The following is an 18,306-nucleotide window of genomic DNA, read 5'->3' on the forward strand; positions in this document are numbered from 1 at the left end:
GGAAGCTGGAAGCTGGAAGCTGGAAGCTGGAAAGTTTCTGGCAGCGCGTGGCGGGGTAGAGCATCGATTCGGGCGCATAAGTAGCCGCTGGCCCCCGGCGCTGCGACAGCATGACCCAGGTCAAGAAGCACCGGTCAGGCGGCACCTAGACTGCCGAGCACTGATTGCTGAACCTGGAATGCCCGCATGCTCGACGATATTCGCTGGGACTCCGGCCTGATCCGCCGTTACGACGCCGCAGGCCCTCGTTACACCTCCTACCCGACCGCCGTGCAATTCAACGAGCGCATCGGCTCCTTCGACCTGCTTCACGCGCTGCGCGACAGCCGCAAGGCCCTGCGCCCGGTCTCGCTTTATGTGCATGTGCCGTTCTGCGCGAACATCTGCTACTACTGCGCCTGCAACAAGGTCATCACCAAGGATCGCGGCCGCGCCCTGCCCTACCTGGAAAAGCTCGAGCGCGAGATCGAACTGATCGCCTGCCACCTCGACCCGCAACAGAAGGTCGAGCAACTGCACTTCGGCGGTGGCACGCCGACCTTCCTCAGCCACGACGAACTGCGCCGCCTCATGGGGCACCTGCGCCAGCACTTCAGCCTGCTCGATGACGATTCGGGGGATTACGGCATCGAGATCAGACCCGCGTGAAGCGGACTGGTCGACCATGGGGCTGCTGCGCGAGCTGGGCTTCAACCGCGTCAGCCTGGGCGTGCAGGACCTCGACCCGGTGGTGCAGCGCGCCGTCAACCGGCTGCAAAGCCTGGAGGAGACCCGCGCCATCGTCGAAGCGGCGCGCACGCTGCAGTTCCGCTCGGTGAACATCGACCTGATCTACGGCCTGCCCCGGCAGACGCCGGAAAGCTTCGCGCGCACCGTGGCCGAAGTCATCGCCCTGCAGCCGGACCGGCTCTCGGTGTTCAACTATGCGCACCTGCCGGAACGCTTCATGCCCCAGCGGCGCATCAAGACCGAGGAGCTGCCGAGCCCCGCGCACAAGCTGGAGATGCTCCAGCGCAGCATCGAACAGCTGACCAGCGCCGGGTACCGCTACATCGGCATGGACCACTTCGCCCTGCCCGACGACGAACTGGCCATCGCCCAGGAAGACGGCCGCCTGCAACGCAACTTCCAGGGCTACACCACCCATGGGCACTGCGACCTGATCGGCCTCGGCGTCTCCGCCATCAGCCAGATCGGCGACCTCTACTGCCAGAACGACGCCAACATCGCCACTTACCAGGAAAAGCTGCAAAACGGCCTGCTCGCCACCCGACGCGGCCTCGCCTGCATCGAGGACGACCGCATCCGCCGGGCGGTGATCCAGCAGTTGATCTGCGAATTCGAGCTGGATTTCCAGTCGATCGAAGCGCTCTTCAACATCGAATTCAGGGGGTATTTCGCGGATATCTGGCCGCAGCTGGAGCAGATGTCCGCCGATGGCCTGATCACCCTCAGCGAGCGCGGCATCGACATCCTGCCGCCCGGGCGCCTGCTGGTGCGCTCGGTGTGCATGCTCTTCGACCACTACCTGACGCCAGAGACCACCCAGCGTTTCTCCCGGGTGATCTGAGGGGCATCACTTCATCAGCAGCTGGGCGGCCTCGAGCATCTGCTCGCCGCTCAGGCCTGCGTCGCGCATGGCCTTCATCAGGCTGGCGGTGGCCTGGGAAATGGCACCGTTGAGGCTGGAAATCTCGCTTTGCAGGCCTTCCATGCTGCGTAGGCGGGTTTCCTCGTCCAGGCTCTGGTCGGTGGCGATCGACTGGAGCTCGGCCATCTTCTCGCGCAGGTCTTCCTTCAGCTTGCGAATCATCTTGAGGATCTGCTTGATGGTGTCCGGCAGGCTGCTCTCGTCGATATCCTGGTTCTTCTTCGCCTCGTCGGCCCGCGCCTTGCCCGCTTCGGACAGGCTCACGCGGATGCCCACGTGGCCGATACGGTCGTCGAGGCCGCCGTCGGCACTCTCTTCACCCTGCCCGGCATCCCTGGCCTCATCACCACGCGCAGCCGCGAAACGCTGGCCGATCTGCGGCCAGCCGGAAACGTCTACTCTCATGATCGCTCGCTCCATTGGGATCAATACCGAAATATCGACTGCGCAACGAAGAACTTGAATACGTTTCCTTCGGCCTTTTCCTAGCCCTGAGCGCGCCCCATGCGTTACCCTTACGCCCATTGTGTGTTTGCTTTTGCAAGGGATCCGTGGATGTCCGAGATCATCAAGGTACGCAACCTGCCTCAGGCACATTGCAAGGACTGCAGCCTCGCCGCCCTTTGCCTGCCCCTGTCGCTGAACATGGAAGACATGGACTCGCTGGACGAAATCGTCAAGCGCGGTCGTCCGCTGAAGAAGGGGACTACCTGTTCCGCCAGGGCGACACCTTCGAGTCCGTTTTCGCCGTACGTTCCGGTGCGCTGAAAACCTTCGGTGTCACCGATGCCGGCGAAGAGCAGATCACCGGCTTCCACCTGCCCAGCGAGCTGGTCGGCCTCTCCGGCATGGACACCGAGCTCTACCCGGTATCCGCCCAGGCACTGGAAACCACCTCGGTCTGTGAAATCCCCTTCGAGCGCCTCGACGAGCTCTCCGTCCAGCTGCCGCAACTGCGTCGCCAACTGATGCGCGTCATGAGCCGCGAAATCCGTGACGACCAGCAGATGATGCTGCTGCTCTCCAAGAAAACCGCCGACGAGCGCATCGCCACCTTCCTGGTGAACCTCTCCGCGCGCTTCCGTGCACGCGGTTTCTCGGCCAACCAGTTCCGCCTGGCCATGTCGCGCAACGAGATCGGCAACTACCTGGGCCTTGCGGTCGAGACCGTCTCCCGCGTGTTCACCCGCTTCCAGCAGAGCAACCTGATCGCCGCCGAAGGCAAGGAAGTGCACATCCTCGATCCCATCGAGCTCTGCGCCCTCGCTGGCGGCAGCATCGAAGACTGATCCCCGCGCCGGCCGCTCGGCCGGCGCTCTCCCCTCTCTCCAGGTTCCGCACCATGATTTTCGACGAATTCGATATCAAGACCCTGATCCGCCCGGTGGTGGACTTCCCCAAGCCCGGCGTGGTCTTCCGCGATATCACCCCGCTGTTCCAGTCCCCCCGCGCCCTGCGCCTGGTGGTGGACAGCTTCATCCAGCGCTACGTCGAAGCCGAGTTCAGCCACATCGCCGCCATGGACGCCCGTGGCTTCCTGATCGGCTCCATCGTCGCCTATGAGCTGAACAAGCCGCTGGTGCTGTTCCGCAAGCAGGGCAAGCTGCCCGCCGACGTGCTCGCCCAGGGTTACCAGACCGAGTACGGCGAAGCCTTCCTCGAAGTGCACAGCGACAGCCTCTGCGACGGCGACAAGGTCCTGATCTTCGATGACCTGATCGCCACCGGCGGCACCCTGCTGGCCGCCACCGCCCTGGTCCGCCGCATGGGCGCCAGCGTGTTCGAGGCCGCCGCCATCATCGACCTGCCGGAACTCGGCGGTTCCCAGCGCCTGCAGGACATTGGCATCCCCACCTTCTCGCTCACCGCCTTCGCCCTCGACGAGAAGTGATCTGTCGGGGCCCGCACGCCGGGCCCCAATCCCCCTCCCAAAGTCTGAACCCATGGCATTTGCGCCAGGCTTGCGGCCGCCCGCGCGAAACCGGGGCGAGCCACTGGCCGGTCGGGCCATGGCGGGCAATCATGGCGACTCCTGCGTACAACAAGAGGTCGCCATGAACCCTCGCAGCAAGCTCTCCGACTGCTTCAGCCGTGAAGAAATCCAGCGCCTGAGCCAGCGCTCCGACGCCGCCGGCTGGTGGGCCGTCGGCTCCACCTGGGCGATCATCGCCGCCACCTTCGCCGTGCTCGCCCTCTGGCCCAACCCGGTGACCTTCGTTCTCGCTCTGGTCATCCTCGGCGGCCGCCAGCTGGCCCTGGCCATCCTCATGCACGAAGCCGCCCACGGCACGCTGTTCCGCACCCGCTGGCTGAACGACCGCCTTACCGACTGGCTCTGCGCGCGGGTCATCTGGGTCGACGTCACCCGCTACCGCAAGCACCACATCCGCCACCACGCCCACACCGGCACCGATGAGGACCCGGACTGGAGCCTGTCGTGCCCCTTCCCCACCCGCCGCGCCTCGCTGCTGCGCAAGTTCGCCCGCGACCTGTCCGGCATCAGCGGCCTGCGCCGGCTGCTGGGCCAGCTGCTGATGGACCTGGGCGTGCTGGAGTACACCGTGGCCGCCGAGGTCACGCGGCGCCCCCGGGGCGATCGCCGCTGGCACCACTACCTCGCCGAAGGCGCCCGCAACATGGGCCCCATGCTCCTGGCCAATGCCGCGCTGGCTGGAATCCTGGCCGCTTGCGGCGAATTCTGGCTGTTCGGCGTCTGGTGGCTGGCCAACCTCACCACCTACAGCCTGTTCATGCGCATCCGCTCCCTGGCCGAGCACGCCTGCACCGAGCGCGGCCGCGACATGCTGCGCAACACCCGCACCACCCGTGCCGGCTGGCTGGCGCGGGCCACCGTCGCGCCGCTGCGGGTGAACTACCACATCGAGCACCACCTGATGGCGGCCCTGCCCTGGTTCCGCCTGGCCGAAGCCCACCGATTGCTGCGCCAGCGCGGCCTGGTGCCGACTCCTCCCGGGTATCTGGAGGTGCTGCGCCGGGTCAGCGAGACGGCCACAAAATAGCCATAACCCGCCGAAAGTTGGTCGGTGGGAGCGTGCGAAAACTGCGTTAATCCTCAACAGTTACATCGTTCGATGGCACGGTCAGCCGTGTCAGCAAGAGCCAGACAACAACAAGGGACGGCTCCCAACCACGAGGATTGCCCAATGACCGCCAGCGCCGCCGCCAACCTGCCCAAGGCCAATTTTCCCGTCCGTCGCATGGACTTCAGCTTCGACTCCACCCAGAAATACTGGTGGAGCGGCGATCCCTTCATGAGCCACTTCATGAACAACCTGTCGTCGCTCTTCCCCTATGGCGAGAAGTTCTTCGTCGACAGCGTGCGCGGCGTGCGCGACCAGATCAGCGACCCGCAGCTGCAGAAGGACATCAGCGCCTTCATCGGCCAGGAAGCCATGCACTCCAAGGAACACGCCACCTACAACGACTACGCCGCCGCCCACGGCATCGACCTGGAGCGCCTGGAACTGCGCATCAAGGTGCTGCTGGAGTGGGTCACCCGCTTCACCACCAAGAAGCAGCGCCTGGCCGCCACCTGTGCCCTGGAACACTTCACCGCGACCATGGCCGAGCAACTGCTGCGCCGCGAAGACCTCAGCACGCAGATGGACGACCAGAAGATGTACCAGCTGTGGATGTGGCACGCGATCGAAGAGAACGAGCACAAGGCCGTGTGCTACGACGCCTACATGGCGGTCGGCGGCGGCTACTTCGAGCGCACCATCACCATGGCCCTGACCACCGTGATGTTCATCGGCGTGATCGGCGCCTTCCAGCTGCACCTGCTGCGCAAGGACGGCCAGCTGTTCAACCTGCGCAGCTGGGGCCGCGGCCTGAAGACCCTGTTCAGCCTGCGCACCGGCTACTTCCCGCGCATGATCAAGCCCTACCTGGACTACTACCGCCCCGGCTTCCACCCCTTCGACCATGAAACCAAGGCGCTGGAACAACGCTGGAAGGAGCGCCTCGGCTTCAACGGCTGAGTGATTCACGCCCAACGAAAAGCCCGGCAATCGCCGGGCTTTTCATTTCACGCATCCACGCGGGCCCTATCGCGGGCCGTCGCCCAGCGACCCCATCGCCTCCAGCCCCTGCAGCACGCTGGCACCCGTGAAGAGGAACAGCACCTGCTCCTCGGCCTCCAGGCGGATGTCGGCACGGCGCTCGGGCTCACCGATGAAATCCAGGGACATCTGGAACAGGTTGCGGCTGATCAGGCTGGACACCCGCCGCACCACCGCATCGGGCACCAGCTCCGGCAGCAGCTTGAATTCGACTATGTCCTCGGCCATGTCATCGGCGAACGCGTCCATCACCTCGCGCAGGGCCTCACGCATGGCCGGCGACGCGCCATGCAGCTCGCGCACGCCGATGATGAAGGCCTCGGCGTTATCGGCGACGAAGTCGAAGAACAGGTTCACCGTTTCATGGCACACGCGCTTGCCGCGCCCCAGGTCGATGCCCATCAGCTTGGGCATGGCCCTGTGCTCGCCCTGCACCGCCCGCGCCGCCGCTTCCCGGCGCAGGTCACGCAAGGGCTGGCGCAACTGGGTGGAGATGTTGCGGATCATCGCCAGGCCCAGGTCGTCCACGTCCTTGAAATGGCGATAGAAGGTATTGGGGTTGAGCCCCGCCTCCCGCGCCAGCTCGCGCAGGCCGAGGCTGCTCAGGCTGCGGCTCTGGGAGGTCAGGCGCAGGGCCGCCTCCATCAGCAGGCGCTTGCCCGGTGCATCGACTGCTCTTTCCTTGGACTGTTGCCCGTCGTCCAGCACAGAACTCATGGCTGACCCTACCTAAGGTTGGTTGTACCGCGATGGCTTGCTGGCGAGTATACATCTGTCTACATTGGTATACAGCTGTATACGCCACAAAATAAGCATAACAGGAGCTTGGCCATGAACGCGCCCGTATCACCTCCCACCCCTGCCCGCCACTGCAAGGTTGCCATCATCGGCTCCGGCTTCTCCGGCCTGGGCATGGCGATCCGCCTGAAACAGAAAGGCGAGAACGATTTCCTCCTGTTCGAGAAGGAAGCCGGCGTCGGCGGCACCTGGCGCGTCAACAACTACCCGGGCTGCGGCTGTGACGTGCAATCGCACCTGTACTCCTTCTCCTTCGAGCCGAACCCCAACTGGACGCGGATGTTCGCCAAGCAGGAAGAGATCAAGGGCTACCTGGAAGGCTGCTGGGAGAAATACCGCCTGCAGGACAAGACCCTGCTCGGCACCGAAATCACCCGCGTGGCCTGGAGCGACAGCGAAGAGCTCTGGCACATAGACGACGCCGCCGGCAATCACTACACCGCGCAGTTCGTGGTGTCCGGCATGGGCGCCCTCTCCACCCCGGCCATCCCCCACCTCAATGGCCTGGAGAACTTCGCCGGCAAAAGCTTCCACTCCCAGCAGTGGGACCACAACTACGACCTGGCGGGCAAGCGCATCGCCGTGGTCGGCACCGGTGCCTCGTCCATCCAGTTCGTCCCGCAGATCCAGAAGGTGGTCGGCCAGCTCGACCTCTACCAGCGCACCGCGCCCTGGGTCATGCCCAAGCCGGACCGCGCCATCAGCGAAAACGAACGCTCGCGCTTCAAGCGCTTCCCCCTGCTGCAGAAGCTCTGGCGCGGTGGCATCTACGCCATCCTCGAAAGCCGCGTGATCGGCTTCGCCCTGACCCCCAAGGTGATGAAGCTCGCCCAGCTGGTGGCCAAGGGTTACATCAAGCGCAAGATCAAGGACCCGGTGCTGCGCGCCAAGGTCACGCCCGACTACACCATGGGCTGCAAGCGCGTGCTGATCTCCAACGACTACTACCCGGCGCTGACCCAGGCCAACGTCGACGTCATCACCGATGGCATCCAGGAAATCCGCGCCAACAGCATCGTCACCCAGGACGGCCAGGAACGCCCGGTGGACGCCATCATCTTCGGCACCGGCTTCACCCCCAGCGACCCGCTGCCGCGCGGCGTGGTCTTCGGCCGTAACGGCGTCGACCTGCTCGACACCTGGCCGGAAGGCCCGGAAGCCTACAAGGGCACCCTCACCGCCGGCTTCCCCAACCTGTTCTTCCTCATGGGCCCGAACACCGGCCTGGGCCACAATTCGATGGTCTACATGATCGAATCGCAGATCCACTACGTGCTCGGCGCCCTCGACCTGCTCGACCAGCGCAAGCTGCAGAGCCTGGAGGTCAAGCGCGAGGTGCAGGACAAGTTCAATGGCAAGATCCAGGGCAGCCTGGGCAACACCGTATGGAACGCCGGCGGCTGTAAGAGCTGGTACATCCACCCGGTCAGCGGCCGCAACTGCACCGTATGGCCCGGCTTCACCTGGCGCTTCCGCCTGCTGACCCGCAACTTCGACCCGGCGGCCTATCACTTCAGCCGCATCCAGCCGGTGCACGCCGCCCAAGGGCCGCTGACCATCGCCACCACCACCGCTGCAGAAGGAGTACCGGCATGAAGTCCTTCGAGAACAAGGTCGCCGCCATCACCGGCGCGGGCTCCGGCATCGGCCGCGCCCTCGCCTACGGCCTGGCCCGCCAGGGCTGCCACCTGGCGCTTTCCGACGTCAACGCCGAAGGCCTGGCGGAAACCGCCGCCCAGGCCCGCAAGCTCGGCGTGCAGGTCACCGACACCCTGGTCAACGTCGCCGACCGCGAAGCGGTACACGCCTGGGCCGACCAGGTGGTGCTCGACCACGGTCGGGTCAACCTGATCTTCAACAACGCCGGCGTCGCCCATGCCGGCACCGTGGAAGGCAGCGACTACTCGGAATACGAGTGGATCATGAACATCAACTTCTGGGGCGTGATGCACGGCACCAAGGCCTTCCTCCCGCACATCAAGGCCACCGGCGACGGCCAGATCGTCAACGTCTCCAGCGTGTTCGGCCTGTTCGCCCAACCTGGCATGAGCGCCTACAACGCCACCAAGTTCGCCGTGCGCGGCTTCACCGAAGCCCTGCGCCAGGAACTGGACATGGAAGGCTGCGGCGTCTCCGCCAGCTGCGTGCACCCCGGCGGCATCAAGACCAACATCGCCAAGACCGCACGGATGAACGACAGCCTCGCCCGGGTCGTCGGCCAGGAAACCGACCAGGCACGCAAGCAGTTCAACGACCAGCTGCTGCGCACCACCCCGGACAAGGCCGCCTCGGTGATCCTGCGCGGCGTGCTCAAGGACAACCGGCGCATCCTCATCGGTGCCGACGCCTGGGCCCTGGACGGCATGCAACGCCTGCTGCCGACCTTCTACCAGCGCCTGGTCACCACCTCCATGCGCCTGGCCGCCCGCTTCGCCCCCAAGCCCCGTCGGGACCGTGAAGCGCAGAACCTGACGGACTGACCCACCCCGCGTAGCCGTGCCCAGCCCGGGGGCCCACCTCCCCGGGCTGAAGCCCGGGCTACGCGGTGGTCGTATCGCCCTTATCGTCGGGTTGCACCCGACCTACCTGCCCACCCCTCGTAGGAGCGAGCTCTGCTCGCGAAGCCCTGCTCTTCCCTGCCACCCCTTCCCTCCTTCACTCCCCTCACGCCCCTATTCCTGCAAAATCCGTTCGGATATCCGAACGATAAAACCCGCCAAAGCCGGAACCCCGAACATCGCACCTCAAAGCGCTTTCCGCGCATAAAAATAAATCCATATAAATCAATAAGTTAAATACGAAACGACAAGACCATACAGATGGCACGCATCCTGCCATTACAGATCCCCGACGGCGCCGAACCGCTGGCGTCGATAAGAACAAACAAAGTCGAGGACTGAAACACATGCGTATCCTTCCGAAGGTTCTGGCCGCCGCCATTGCAGCGACCCTGATTTCCGCTCCCGCTATCGCCGAAGAACTGACCGGCACCCTCAAGAAGATCAAGGACAGCGGCACCATCGTCCTCGGTCACCGTGACGCCTCCATCCCCTTCTCCTACCTCGGCACCGAGCCGGGCAAACCGGTGGGCTACTCCCACGACATCCAGCTGAAGGTCGTCGAAGCCATCAAGAAGGAACTGGCCCTGCCGGACCTGAAGGTGCGCTACAACCTGGTGACCTCGCAGACCCGCATCCCGCTGGTGCAGAACGGCACCGTCGACATCGAGTGCGGCTCCACCACCAACAACCTCGAGCGCCAGAAGCAGGTCGGCTTCTCCATCGGCATCTTCGAAGTCGGCACCCGCCTGCTGTCGAAGAAGACCGCCGGCATCAACGACTTCGCCGACCTCAAGGGCAAGAACGTGGTGACCACCGCCGGCACCACCTCCGAGCGTCTGCTCAAGTCCATGAACGCCGAGAAGCAGATGGGCATGAACATCATCTCGGCCAAGGACCACGGCGAATCCTTCCTGATGCTGGAATCCGGCCGTGCCATCGCCTTCATGATGGACGACGCCCTGCTCTACGGTGAGATGGCCAAGGCCAAGAAGCCCGCCGACTGGGTCGTCACCGGCGAACCGCAGTCCTATGAAATCTACGGCTGCATGGTCCGCAAGGAAGACGAGGCCTTCAAGAAAGTGGTCGACAAGGCCATCGCCGACACCTTCGCATCGGGCGAAATCAACGGCATCTACGACAAGTGGTTCACCCAGCCGATCCCGCCGAAGAACCTCAACCTCAACTTCCCCATGAGCGACGAGCTGAAGAAGCTGATCGCCTCCCCCACCGACAAGTCGGCCGAAGAAATCTGACCTGTCGCGCCCATCCCGCCTCGCGGGATGGGCCAGGAGCAAGGGCCGCCGGCTCCCCGCGGCGCCGGCCGGCCCCTCCTCCCTCCACTGCCTTCAACCGCAGAAAGACAAGAACCCTGAGGGGAAAACCCTGATGAACTACAACTGGGACTGGGGCGTGTTCTTCAAGTCCACCGGCATCGGCAGCGAAATCTACCTGGACTGGTTCGTCACCGGCCTGGGCTGGACCATCGCCATCGCCCTCGCCGCCTGGATCGTCGCGCTCCTGCTGGGCTCGCTGCTCGGCGTCATGCGTACCGTGCCCAACCGCTGGGTGTCCGGCATCGCCACCACCTACGTGGAAATCTTCCGCAACGTGCCGCTGCTGGTGCAGCTGTTCCTCTGGTACTTCCTGGTGCCGGACCTGCTGCCCGAGCCGCTGGAAATCTGGTTCAAGCAAGACCTCAACCCGGCCACGTCCGCCTACCTGAGCGTGGTCGTGTGCCTCGGCCTGTTCACCGCCGCCCGCGTCTGCGAGCAGGTGCGCACCGGCATCCAGGCGCTGCCTGCCGGCCAGGCCTCCGCCGCCCGCGCCATGGGCTTCCGCATGCCGGCGATCTACCGCTACGTGCTGCTGCCGCAAGCCTTCCGCATCATCATTCCGCCGCTGACCAGCGAGTTCCTCAACATCTTCAAGAACTCCTCGGTGGCCTCCCTCATCGGCCTGATGGAGCTGCTCGCGCAGACCAAGCAGACCGCCGAGTTCTCCGCCAACCTGTTCGAGGCCTTCACCCTCGCCACGCTGATCTACTTCACCCTGAACATGAGCCTGATGCTGTTCATGCGCATGGTTGAACGCAAGGTCGCGGTCCCGGGCCTGATCGCCGTAGGAGGCAAATGATGGAGATGGATTTCAGCGCAATCATCCCCGCCCTGCCGGGCCTGGTCGATGGCATGCTGATGACCCTGCAGCTCATGGTGCTGGGCATCATCGGCGGCGTGGTGCTCGGCACCCTGCTGGCGCTCATGCGCCTATCGCACAACCCGCTGCTGTCGAAGCTCGGCGCCCTGTACGTCAACTACTTCCGCTCCATCCCGCTGCTGCTGGTGATCACCTGGTTCTACTTCGCGGTGCCCTTCGTGCTGCGCTGGATCACCGGCGAAGACACCCCGGTGGGCGCGTTCACCTCCTGCCTCATCGCCTTCATGATGTTCGAGGCGGCGTACTTCTGCGAAATCGTCCGCGCCGGCATCCAGGCCATCCCCCGTGGGCAGATGGGCGCCGCCCAGGCCCTGGGCATGACCTACGGCCAGACCATGCGCCTGATCATCCTGCCCCAGGCGTTCCGCAAGATGACCCCGCTGCTGCTGCAGCAAAGCATCATCCTGTTCCAGGACACCTCGCTCGTTTACACCGTGGGCCTGATGGACTTCCTCAACGCCGCCCGTTCCCGTGGCGACATCATCGGCCAGCCGCACGAATTCCTGATCTTCGCCGGCCTGGTGTACTTCACCGTCAGCTTCGCCGCCTCGCAGCTGGTCAAGCTCCTGCAAAAAAGGTTAGCCGTATGATTTCGATCAAGAACGTCAACAAGTGGTACGGGGAATTCCAGGTGCTGACCAACTGCAGCACCGAGGTCCAGAAAGGTGAAGTGGTGGTCGTCTGCGGGCCGTCCGGCTCCGGCAAATCCACCCTGATCAAGTGCGTCAACGCGCTGGAGCCCTTCCAGAAGGGCGACATCGTCGTCGACGGCACCTCCATCGCCGACAAGAAGACCGACCTGCCCAAGCTGCGCTCCCGCGTCGGCATGGTGTTCCAGCACTTCGAGCTGTTCCCGCACCTGTCGATCACCGAGAACCTCACCATCGCCCAGATCAAGGTGCTCGGCCGCAGCAAGGAAGAAGCCACCGCCAAGGGCCTCAAGCTGCTGGAGCGCGTCGGCCTCTCCGCCCACGCCCACAAGCACCCGGGCCAGCTCTCCGGCGGCCAGCAGCAGCGCGTCGCCATCGCCCGCGCCCTGGCCATGGACCCGGTGGTGATGCTGTTCGACGAACCCACCTCCGCACTCGACCCGGAGATGGTCAACGAAGTGCTCGACGTGATGGTGCAACTGGCCAACGAAGGCATGACCATGATGTGCGTCACCCACGAGATGGGCTTCGCCCGCAAGGTCGCCGACCGGGTGATCTTCATGGACGCCGGCCAGATCGTCGAAGACTGCCCCAAGGAAGAGTTCTTCGGCGACGTCAGCCAGCGCTCCGAACGCGCCCAGCAGTTCCTCGCCAAGATCCTGCAACACTGATGCACCGCGCCCCTCTCCACCTCGGAGAGGGGCCGCGTCGCCCCACCCGCCGCTCGGCGCCCCGCACCGACTGGCAAGGCCCGGACCACTTATGATGCAATGCCCTCCCGCCAGCCTCCGCGCCGTGCCGCCCGCATTGACCGTGAAACCGCGCCTGCTCCGCCACCTCTCGCTGACCCTGCTGCTGGTCCTGGCCATGTTCGGCGTCGGCTGGGTCGGCTACCACCTCAGCGAGCTCTCCGGCATCCGCGCCCTGCGCGAGAACGGCGAACGCCAGCTGGAACTCCACGCCCGCGCCGTGGAGAGCGAAATCAACCGCTACACCTACCTGCCCAGCCTGCTGGAGCTGGAATCCAGCGTCAGCCACCTGCTGCTCAACCCCACGCCCTACCGGCGCAACCTGGTCAACGACTACCTCGAAGGACTCAACCGCCGCAGCGGCAACCGCGCCATCTTCCTCCTCGACACCAACGGCCGCGTGCTGGCCACCAGCAACTGGCGCGACGCCGACAGCTTCCTCGGTGAAGACCTGGCCTTCCGCGCCTACTTCCAGCAAGCGATGAAGGGCGAGCCCGGGCGCTTCTACGGCATCGGCAGCACCACGGGCGAGGCCGGCTACTACCTGGCCCACGGCCTGCGCTACGAAGGCCGCATCATCGGCGTCGCGGTGGTCAAGGTGAAGCTCGAGGCGCTGCAGGAGCGCTGGGAAAAGGCCCGCCTGCAGGCCTTCGTCAGCGACGAGAACGGCATCATCATCCTCTCCAGTGACCCGGTCCTGCGCATGAAGGCCATCCGCGCGCTCTCCGCCGAAGAGAAGGAGCGCCTGGCCCGCAGCCTGCAGTACCACTGGTGGGCGCTCAACGAATGGCAGCCGCGTTCGCGCCAGGACCTGGGCGACGGCCTGGAAACCCTCAGCTTCGCCTCGCCCCTGCCCGACGGCGGCGAGCAGGAGATCGCCTACCTGGCGCAAAGCCGGCCGCTCAGCGACACGCCCTGGCACTTCAGCCTGCTCTCGCCGCTGGCCGACCTGCGCCGCGAGGCCGTCATCCACGGCCTGCTGGCCGCCGCCGGCCTGGCCCTGCTGGCCTTCCTCGCCATCGCCTGGAACGAGCGGCGCAAGGTGCTCGCCACCCGCCTCGCCGCCCGCGAGGCGCTGCTCCAGGCCAACAACGAACTGGAACGCAAGATCGCCGAACGCACCCAGGACCTGCGCGCCAGCAACCAGCGCCTGATGGGCGAGATCCGCGAGCGCCGGCAGACCGAGGAAAACCTGCGCAAGGCCCAGGACGGGCTGGTCCAGGCCGGCAAGCTGGCGGTGATCGGGCAGATGTCCACCAGCATCGCCCATGAACTCAACCAGCCCCTGGCCGCCCTGCGCACCCTCTCCGGCAACACCGTGCGCTTCCTCCAGCGCGGCGCGCTGGACGTCGCCAGCACCAACCTCACCGCCATCAACGAGCTGGTCGACCGCATGGGCCGCATCACCGCCAGCCTGCGCGCCTTCGCCCGACGTGCCGACGACCACGGGCAGGCCAGCCTGGGCAAGGCCGTGGACGCAGCGCTGTTCATTCTCCACACGCGCCTGGAACACACCCCGCTGACCCTGCACCGCGCCTTCACCGATGCCCGCCTGGCCATCGACCAGACCCGCCTGGAGCAGATCCTGGTCAACCTCATCGCCAACGCCCTGGACGCCATGAGCGGCCAGGCCGACTGCCAGCTCTGGCTCGACGGCCACGACGAAGACGGCACCTACATCCTCCGCGTGCGCGACAACGGCCCCGGCATCTCCCCGGCCGTGCGCGAGCACCTGTTCGAACCCTTCTTCACCACCAAGCCCGGCGAACACGGCCTGGGCCTTGGCCTCACCCTGTCCGCCAGCCTCGCCACCGCCGCCGGTGGCAGCCTCGGCGTGCAACACCCCGAGGACGGCGGCACGGCCTTCGAGCTGCGCCTGCCGCAGATCGCCGCCCCCTCAGAAACGAGCCCCCGCCCATGACCGAGCCGCTCAGCGTCCTTATCGTCGAAGACGACCCCCACGTCCTGCTCGGCTGCCAGCAGGCACTGGCCCTGGAAGACATCCCCAGCATCGGTGTCGCCAGCGCCGAGGAAGCCCTCAAGCAGATCGGCACCGACTTCGCCGGCATCGTCATCAGCGACATCCGCCTGCCGGGCATCGACGGCCTCGAGCTGCTCGCCCGCCTCAAGGCCCGCGACCGCAGCCTGCCGGTGGTGCTGATCACCGGCCACGGCGACATCTCCATGGCGGTGGGCGCCATGCGCGACGGCGCCTACGACTTCATGGAGAAGCCCTTCTCCCCGAACGCCTGGTGGAGGTCACCCGGCGCGCCCTGGAGCAGCGCGGCCTGGCCCGCGAGGTCACCGCCCTGCGCCGCCAGCTGGCCGGGCGCCAGTCCCTGGAGCAGCGCATCATCGGCCGCTCGCCGGCCATGCAGGCCCTGCGCGAGCTGATCGCCAACGTCGCCGACACCGCCGCCAACGTGCTGATCGAAGGCGAAACCGGCACCGGCAAGGAGCTGGTCGCCCGCTGCCTGCACGACTACAGCCGGCGCCAGCCCCAGCAGTTCGTCGCGCTCAACTGCGGCGGCCTGCCGGAGAACCTCTTCGACAGCGAAATCTTCGGCCACGAGGCCCACGCCTTCACCGGCGCCGGCAAGCGCCGCATCGGCAAGATCGAGCACGCCCACAACGGCACCCTGTTCCTCGACGAGATCGAGAGCATGCCCATGAACCTGCAGATCAAGTTCCTCCGCGTGCTGCAGGAGCAGACCCTGGAGCGCCTCGGCTCCAACCAGCCGATCCCGGTGGACTGCCGCGTGGTCGCCGCCACCAAGGCCGACCTCGACGAACAGGGCAAGGCCGGCCAGTTCCGTAGCGACCTCTACTACCGCCTCAACGTGGTGACCCTGGAGTTGCCGCCGCTGCGCGACCGCCGCGAAGACATCCTGCTGCTGTTCGATCACTTCCTGCAGCTCGCCTCGCTGCGCTTCGACCGCGCCATGCCGGAGATCGACCGCGCCACCGTCTCCAGCCTCATGGCCCACGATTGGCCGGGCAACGTGCGCGAACTGCGCAACGTCGCCGAGCGCTACGCCCTCGGCCTCCCCGTGTTCAAGAAGACCGGCCTGGCCCTGGACGGCAACGAACCCAGCTTCGCCGAAGCCGTGGAAGCCTTCGAACGCAACCTCCTCGGCGACGCCCTGGAACGCCACGGCGGCAACCTCAGCCAGGCCGCCATCGCCCTCGGCATGGCCAAGACCACCCTGTTCGACAAGGTCAAGAAATACGGCCTCTGACGCTCCCGGTCGAACCCGGACGCCCTCGCCGCGTGGGGTGGACCGCGCTTCACCGGTCCACCTTCCGGTGCCCGCCGGCCACTCCGCCGGTGGATGAAAAAAGCGCCATCCACCCTACGCCCGCAAGCCGCACGGATGTGGAGGACAGCGCCCCCGTGGGAGAATTCATTCGCGATGCCCTGCCACCAGCCAAACCCGGATGCCCTCGCCACGTAGGGTGGACCCCGCTCCATCGGTCCACCTTTCGTACTCACCGGCCACTCCGCTGGTGGATGAAAGGAGCGTCATCCACCCTACAAAGGTGCCACCGCAAGACACCAAGGATGGAAATGGGTGTAGGGGCGAATTCATTGGCTATGTCTGCGTTAGCTGTTGCAGTGGATAGCTGCCGAGCGATTCCTTTATACAAATCAACGGGTTGAGATCATTTCCATAACGCTCAAGCAGGCGTCGCCAGCCCAGGTAGTTCTCCAGGTACTTGGTCGCAACACCGTTGAAGCGCTTCATCCAGAGCTTCAGGCGGCCGTGATAGGCGTTGACGTTCTGGATATGAAAGGCGCCGTCGGTGCGGCGTTTCTGGCGCAGGTTCACGCGATGGTGGGTAATGCCCTCTGCCTTGGCGAAGCTCTGGTAGATCGCGGCGCTGTCCGTGCACAGCACCGCGTCGGGATCGAGCAACGGCCGTAGCACTTCACCTACGTGCGCGGCATTGAGTTGTTTCAACTGGAAGTCGGCGTGCTGCCCACTCCGATCACGTACCACCAGGACCGGGATCTGCTCGGCCGTGAATCCTTTGCGCCGTGCTCTGCCCCCGCGCTTGCGGGCCTGACGTGACAGTTTGCGCTGACCTTTGAATGACTCCAGGAAGAAAGTCTCGTCGGCCTCGACAATCCCTGATTCATGCTGTGCTCGATGCTCGGCGATCAAGCGCAAGAAACGGTGCCTCCAGCGGAATGCGGTGTTCTTGTGAACCTCGCAATGTTCAGCGGCTTTGCGCACCGTCAGGCTTTTCACCATGGCTTCGGCATAGCGCCCCCAACACTCCCGATGACGCAGTCGAGCCAATGGCGTGCCCGTCAGCGCATTGCACGTGCGCCTGCAGGTTCGGCATCGGTAGCGGGCCAAGCCGTGACTGGAACCCCATGGGCGTAAGGCCGTGGCTTGGCAGTGGGGGCAATGCTCGGGAGGCTCCAGCGCCTCCGCCAGCATGCCCTGGGGGCAGGACAGCTGCGTTTGAAGCTGATCCCGCTGGGTTTGGTTGAGCTGAGTCAGGCGAGATAGCCAGCTCCGAAACTCTGTCGCACGCATGGCAGACCTCCTGAAAGAGATGCCGTAACGACAAGTCTAGAAGCTAGCAACACTTAACGCAGACAGAGCCAATTCATTCGCCCGCTCTTCTGCTGGGCACCGAAAACGAGCCACAAACAAAAACGCCGGCCCAGTGGCCGGCGTTTTCCTTGTAACCGAGACGTCAGGCGGCGAAACCACCGTCGATCGTCAGGTTGGCACCGGTGATGTAGCCCGCTTCCGGGCCGGCCAAGTAGGCCACGAAGCTGGCGATCTCCTCGGCCTTGCCGTAGCGCGCCAGCGCCATCATCTGCTTGAGGGACTCGGCGAAGTCGCCTTCGGCCGGGTTCATGTCGGTGTCCACCGGGCCGGGCTGCACGTTGTTCACGGTGATGCCACGGGGGCCCAGGTCACGGGACAGGCCCTGGGTGAAGCCCGCCACCGCCGCCTTGCTCATGGCGTAGACCGAGCCACCGGCAAAGGGCATACGCTCGGCGTTGGTGCTGCCGATGGTGATGATGCGGCCACCCTCGCCCATCACCCGGGCGGCTTCCTGGCTGGCGATCACCACGCTACGCACGTTCACCGCCAGGGTGCGGTCGAGGTCTTCGATGGCGAACTCTTCGATGGGCGCCACGGCCAGCACGCCGGCGTTGTTCACCAGGATGTCGAGGCGGCCGAAGCTGTCCACGGTGTAGCGAATGGCGCCGCGCAGGGCCTGCTCGTCGCTGCTGTCGGCCTTGATGGCCAGGGCGCGGCCACCGGCCGCCTCGATGGCTTTCACCACCTCTTCGGCAGCCTGGCCGGAGGCGGCGTAGGTCAGCGCCACGGCGGCGCCTTCACGGGCCAGGCGCTTGGCGATGGCAGCACCGATACCGCGGGAGCCGCCCTGGATGAATGCAACCTTGCCGCTGAGCGTTTGAGTCGAGGTCATGATGGTTCTCCAATTGTCTGTAGGGGGATTCGGGCTTGGCCGGTTGGCTGTTGCTCGATGACGGGGCCAGTATCGGAGAGATATTCACAACCGATAAGCCGGCAATCGCTATATTCTTTCGATCCAAACGGTTTACATTGA

At 65.3% G+C, this 18,306-nt stretch carries 14 protein-coding genes and 3 pseudogenes; 13 read left to right on the forward strand and 4 right to left on the reverse strand.

Going from position 1 to position 18,306, the window contains the following annotated elements; genetic code table 11:
* Nucleotides 1-186: 186 nt before the first annotated feature.
* Nucleotides 187-1,570: pseudogene (gene hemN, locus ACXI0U_RS13020) on the forward strand (oxygen-independent coproporphyrinogen III oxidase).
* 6 nt (nt 1,571-1,576) lie between these two features.
* On the opposite strand, the gene ACXI0U_RS13025 reads toward hemN, so the two are convergent.
* On the reverse strand, nt 1,577-2,056 hold the full coding sequence (locus ACXI0U_RS13025; protein WP_431484843.1) for a hypothetical protein: 480 nt from the start codon (nt 2,054-2,056) through the stop codon (nt 1,577-1,579).
* A gap of 150 nt (nt 2,057-2,206) precedes the next feature.
* Between ACXI0U_RS13025 and fnr the strand changes: the two are divergent.
* The 4 genes and pseudogenes from fnr to ACXI0U_RS13045 all read left to right on the forward strand — a co-directional run bounded on the left by fnr (nt 2,207) and on the right by ACXI0U_RS13045 (nt 5,652).
* Nucleotides 2,207-2,940 (forward strand): annotated as a pseudogene (gene fnr / locus ACXI0U_RS13030) (fumarate/nitrate reduction transcriptional regulator Fnr).
* Between the two features lie 53 nt (nt 2,941-2,993).
* Entirely contained in the window at nt 2,994-3,542 is a 549-nt protein-coding gene (locus ACXI0U_RS13035; protein ID WP_021222204.1) for an adenine phosphoribosyltransferase, read from the forward strand.
* Between the two features lie 163 nt (nt 3,543-3,705).
* Nucleotides 3,706-4,671 carry a fatty acid desaturase family protein gene (locus ACXI0U_RS13040; protein ID WP_479550360.1) on the forward strand — a complete coding sequence of 322 codons (966 nt, stop codon included), beginning with the start codon at nt 3,706-3,708 and terminating at the stop codon, nt 4,669-4,671.
* A gap of 144 nt (nt 4,672-4,815) precedes the next feature.
* Nucleotides 4,816-5,652: a metal-dependent hydrolase gene (locus tag ACXI0U_RS13045; RefSeq protein ID WP_021222206.1), complete on the forward strand. Its 837-nt coding sequence runs from the start codon at nt 4,816-4,818 to the stop codon at nt 5,650-5,652.
* A 66-nt stretch (nt 5,653-5,718) separates the two neighbouring features.
* On the opposite strand, the gene ACXI0U_RS13050 is transcribed toward ACXI0U_RS13045, so the two are convergent.
* Complete coding sequence (locus ACXI0U_RS13050) at nt 5,719-6,450, reverse strand: TetR family transcriptional regulator (RefSeq protein ID WP_374980504.1); 732 nt, start codon at nt 6,448-6,450, stop codon at nt 5,719-5,721.
* A 114-nt stretch (nt 6,451-6,564) separates the two neighbouring features.
* On the opposite strand from ACXI0U_RS13050, the gene ACXI0U_RS13055 reads away from it, so the two are divergent.
* The 8 genes and pseudogenes from ACXI0U_RS13055 (at nt 6,565) to aauR (ending at nt 15,944) form a co-directional block, all read left to right on the forward strand.
* Nucleotides 6,565-8,127, forward strand: coding sequence for a flavin-containing monooxygenase (locus tag ACXI0U_RS13055; protein ID WP_374980503.1), 1,563 nt, complete (start codon nt 6,565-6,567; stop codon nt 8,125-8,127).
* The gene (locus tag ACXI0U_RS13060) at nt 8,124-9,011 is read left to right on the forward strand and encodes an SDR family NAD(P)-dependent oxidoreductase (protein ID WP_374980502.1); all 888 of its coding nucleotides are present in this window, start codon (nt 8,124-8,126) and stop codon (nt 9,009-9,011) included. The genes ACXI0U_RS13055 and ACXI0U_RS13060 overlap by 4 nt, the downstream gene beginning before the upstream one ends.
* Nucleotides 9,012-9,436: 425 nt before the next feature.
* Entirely contained in the window at nt 9,437-10,345 is a 909-nt protein-coding gene (locus tag ACXI0U_RS13065; RefSeq protein WP_184489478.1) for a glutamate/aspartate ABC transporter substrate-binding protein, read from the forward strand.
* 133 nt (nt 10,346-10,478) lie between these two features.
* Complete coding sequence (locus ACXI0U_RS13070; protein ID WP_021222211.1) at nt 10,479-11,225, forward strand: amino acid ABC transporter permease; 747 nt, start codon at nt 10,479-10,481, stop codon at nt 11,223-11,225.
* 5 nt (nt 11,226-11,230) lie between these two features.
* Nucleotides 11,231-11,896, forward strand: a complete 666-nt coding sequence (locus ACXI0U_RS13075) for an amino acid ABC transporter permease (RefSeq protein WP_037022405.1) — start codon at nt 11,231-11,233, stop codon at nt 11,894-11,896.
* The gene (locus ACXI0U_RS13080; RefSeq protein WP_271658244.1) at nt 11,893-12,627 is read left to right on the forward strand and encodes an amino acid ABC transporter ATP-binding protein; all 735 of its coding nucleotides are present in this window, start codon (nt 11,893-11,895) and stop codon (nt 12,625-12,627) included. Before ACXI0U_RS13075 ends, ACXI0U_RS13080 begins: the two co-directional genes overlap by 4 nt.
* A 94-nt stretch (nt 12,628-12,721) precedes the next feature.
* Complete coding sequence (locus tag ACXI0U_RS13085) at nt 12,722-14,626, forward strand: sensor histidine kinase (protein WP_479550361.1); 1,905 nt, start codon at nt 12,722-12,724, stop codon at nt 14,624-14,626.
* A gap of 44 nt (nt 14,627-14,670) precedes the next feature.
* Nucleotides 14,671-15,944, forward strand: a pseudogene (aauR, locus tag ACXI0U_RS13090) (two-component response regulator AauR).
* A gap of 354 nt (nt 15,945-16,298) precedes the next feature.
* On the opposite strand, the gene ACXI0U_RS13095 reads toward aauR, so the two are convergent.
* Together ACXI0U_RS13095 and ACXI0U_RS13100 are read right to left on the reverse strand one after the other, a co-directional pair.
* A complete protein-coding gene (locus ACXI0U_RS13095; RefSeq protein ID WP_479550362.1) occupies nt 16,299-17,252 on the reverse strand; it encodes an IS1595 family transposase in 954 nt (317 codons plus the stop codon).
* 163 nt (nt 17,253-17,415) lie between these two features.
* Complete coding sequence (locus ACXI0U_RS13100) at nt 17,416-18,165, reverse strand: 3-oxoacyl-ACP reductase family protein (protein ID WP_021222216.1); 750 nt, start codon at nt 18,163-18,165, stop codon at nt 17,416-17,418.
* Nucleotides 18,166-18,306: the final 141 nt, after the last annotated feature.

Source organism: Pseudomonas sp. C9D1 (assembly GCF_056491235.1).

Excerpts from the sequence above, each read along its gene's own strand:
- ACXI0U_RS13025 (WP_431484843.1), bottom strand. The coding sequence starts at position 2,056 with ATGAGAGTAGACGTTTCCGGCTGGCCGCAGATCGGCCAGCGTTTCGCG.
- ACXI0U_RS13035 (WP_021222204.1), top strand. The coding sequence starts at position 2,994 with ATGATTTTCGACGAATTCGATATCAAGACCCTGATCCGCCCGGTGGTG.
- ACXI0U_RS13040 (WP_479550360.1), top strand. The coding sequence starts at position 3,706 with ATGAACCCTCGCAGCAAGCTCTCCGACTGCTTCAGCCGTGAAGAAATC.
- ACXI0U_RS13045 (WP_021222206.1), top strand. The coding sequence starts at position 4,816 with ATGACCGCCAGCGCCGCCGCCAACCTGCCCAAGGCCAATTTTCCCGTC.
- ACXI0U_RS13050 (WP_374980504.1), bottom strand. The coding sequence starts at position 6,450 with ATGAGTTCTGTGCTGGACGACGGGCAACAGTCCAAGGAAAGAGCAGTC.
- ACXI0U_RS13055 (WP_374980503.1), top strand. The coding sequence starts at position 6,565 with ATGAACGCGCCCGTATCACCTCCCACCCCTGCCCGCCACTGCAAGGTT.
- ACXI0U_RS13060 (WP_374980502.1), top strand. The coding sequence starts at position 8,124 with ATGAAGTCCTTCGAGAACAAGGTCGCCGCCATCACCGGCGCGGGCTCC.
- ACXI0U_RS13065 (WP_184489478.1), top strand. The coding sequence starts at position 9,437 with ATGCGTATCCTTCCGAAGGTTCTGGCCGCCGCCATTGCAGCGACCCTG.
- ACXI0U_RS13070 (WP_021222211.1), top strand. The coding sequence starts at position 10,479 with ATGAACTACAACTGGGACTGGGGCGTGTTCTTCAAGTCCACCGGCATC.
- ACXI0U_RS13075 (WP_037022405.1), top strand. The coding sequence starts at position 11,231 with ATGGATTTCAGCGCAATCATCCCCGCCCTGCCGGGCCTGGTCGATGGC.
- ACXI0U_RS13080 (WP_271658244.1), top strand. The coding sequence starts at position 11,893 with ATGATTTCGATCAAGAACGTCAACAAGTGGTACGGGGAATTCCAGGTG.
- ACXI0U_RS13085 (WP_479550361.1), top strand. The coding sequence starts at position 12,722 with ATGCAATGCCCTCCCGCCAGCCTCCGCGCCGTGCCGCCCGCATTGACC.
- ACXI0U_RS13095 (WP_479550362.1), bottom strand. The coding sequence starts at position 17,252 with ATGCGTGCGACAGAGTTTCGGAGCTGGCTATCTCGCCTGACTCAGCTC.
- ACXI0U_RS13100 (WP_021222216.1), bottom strand. The coding sequence starts at position 18,165 with ATGACCTCGACTCAAACGCTCAGCGGCAAGGTTGCATTCATCCAGGGC.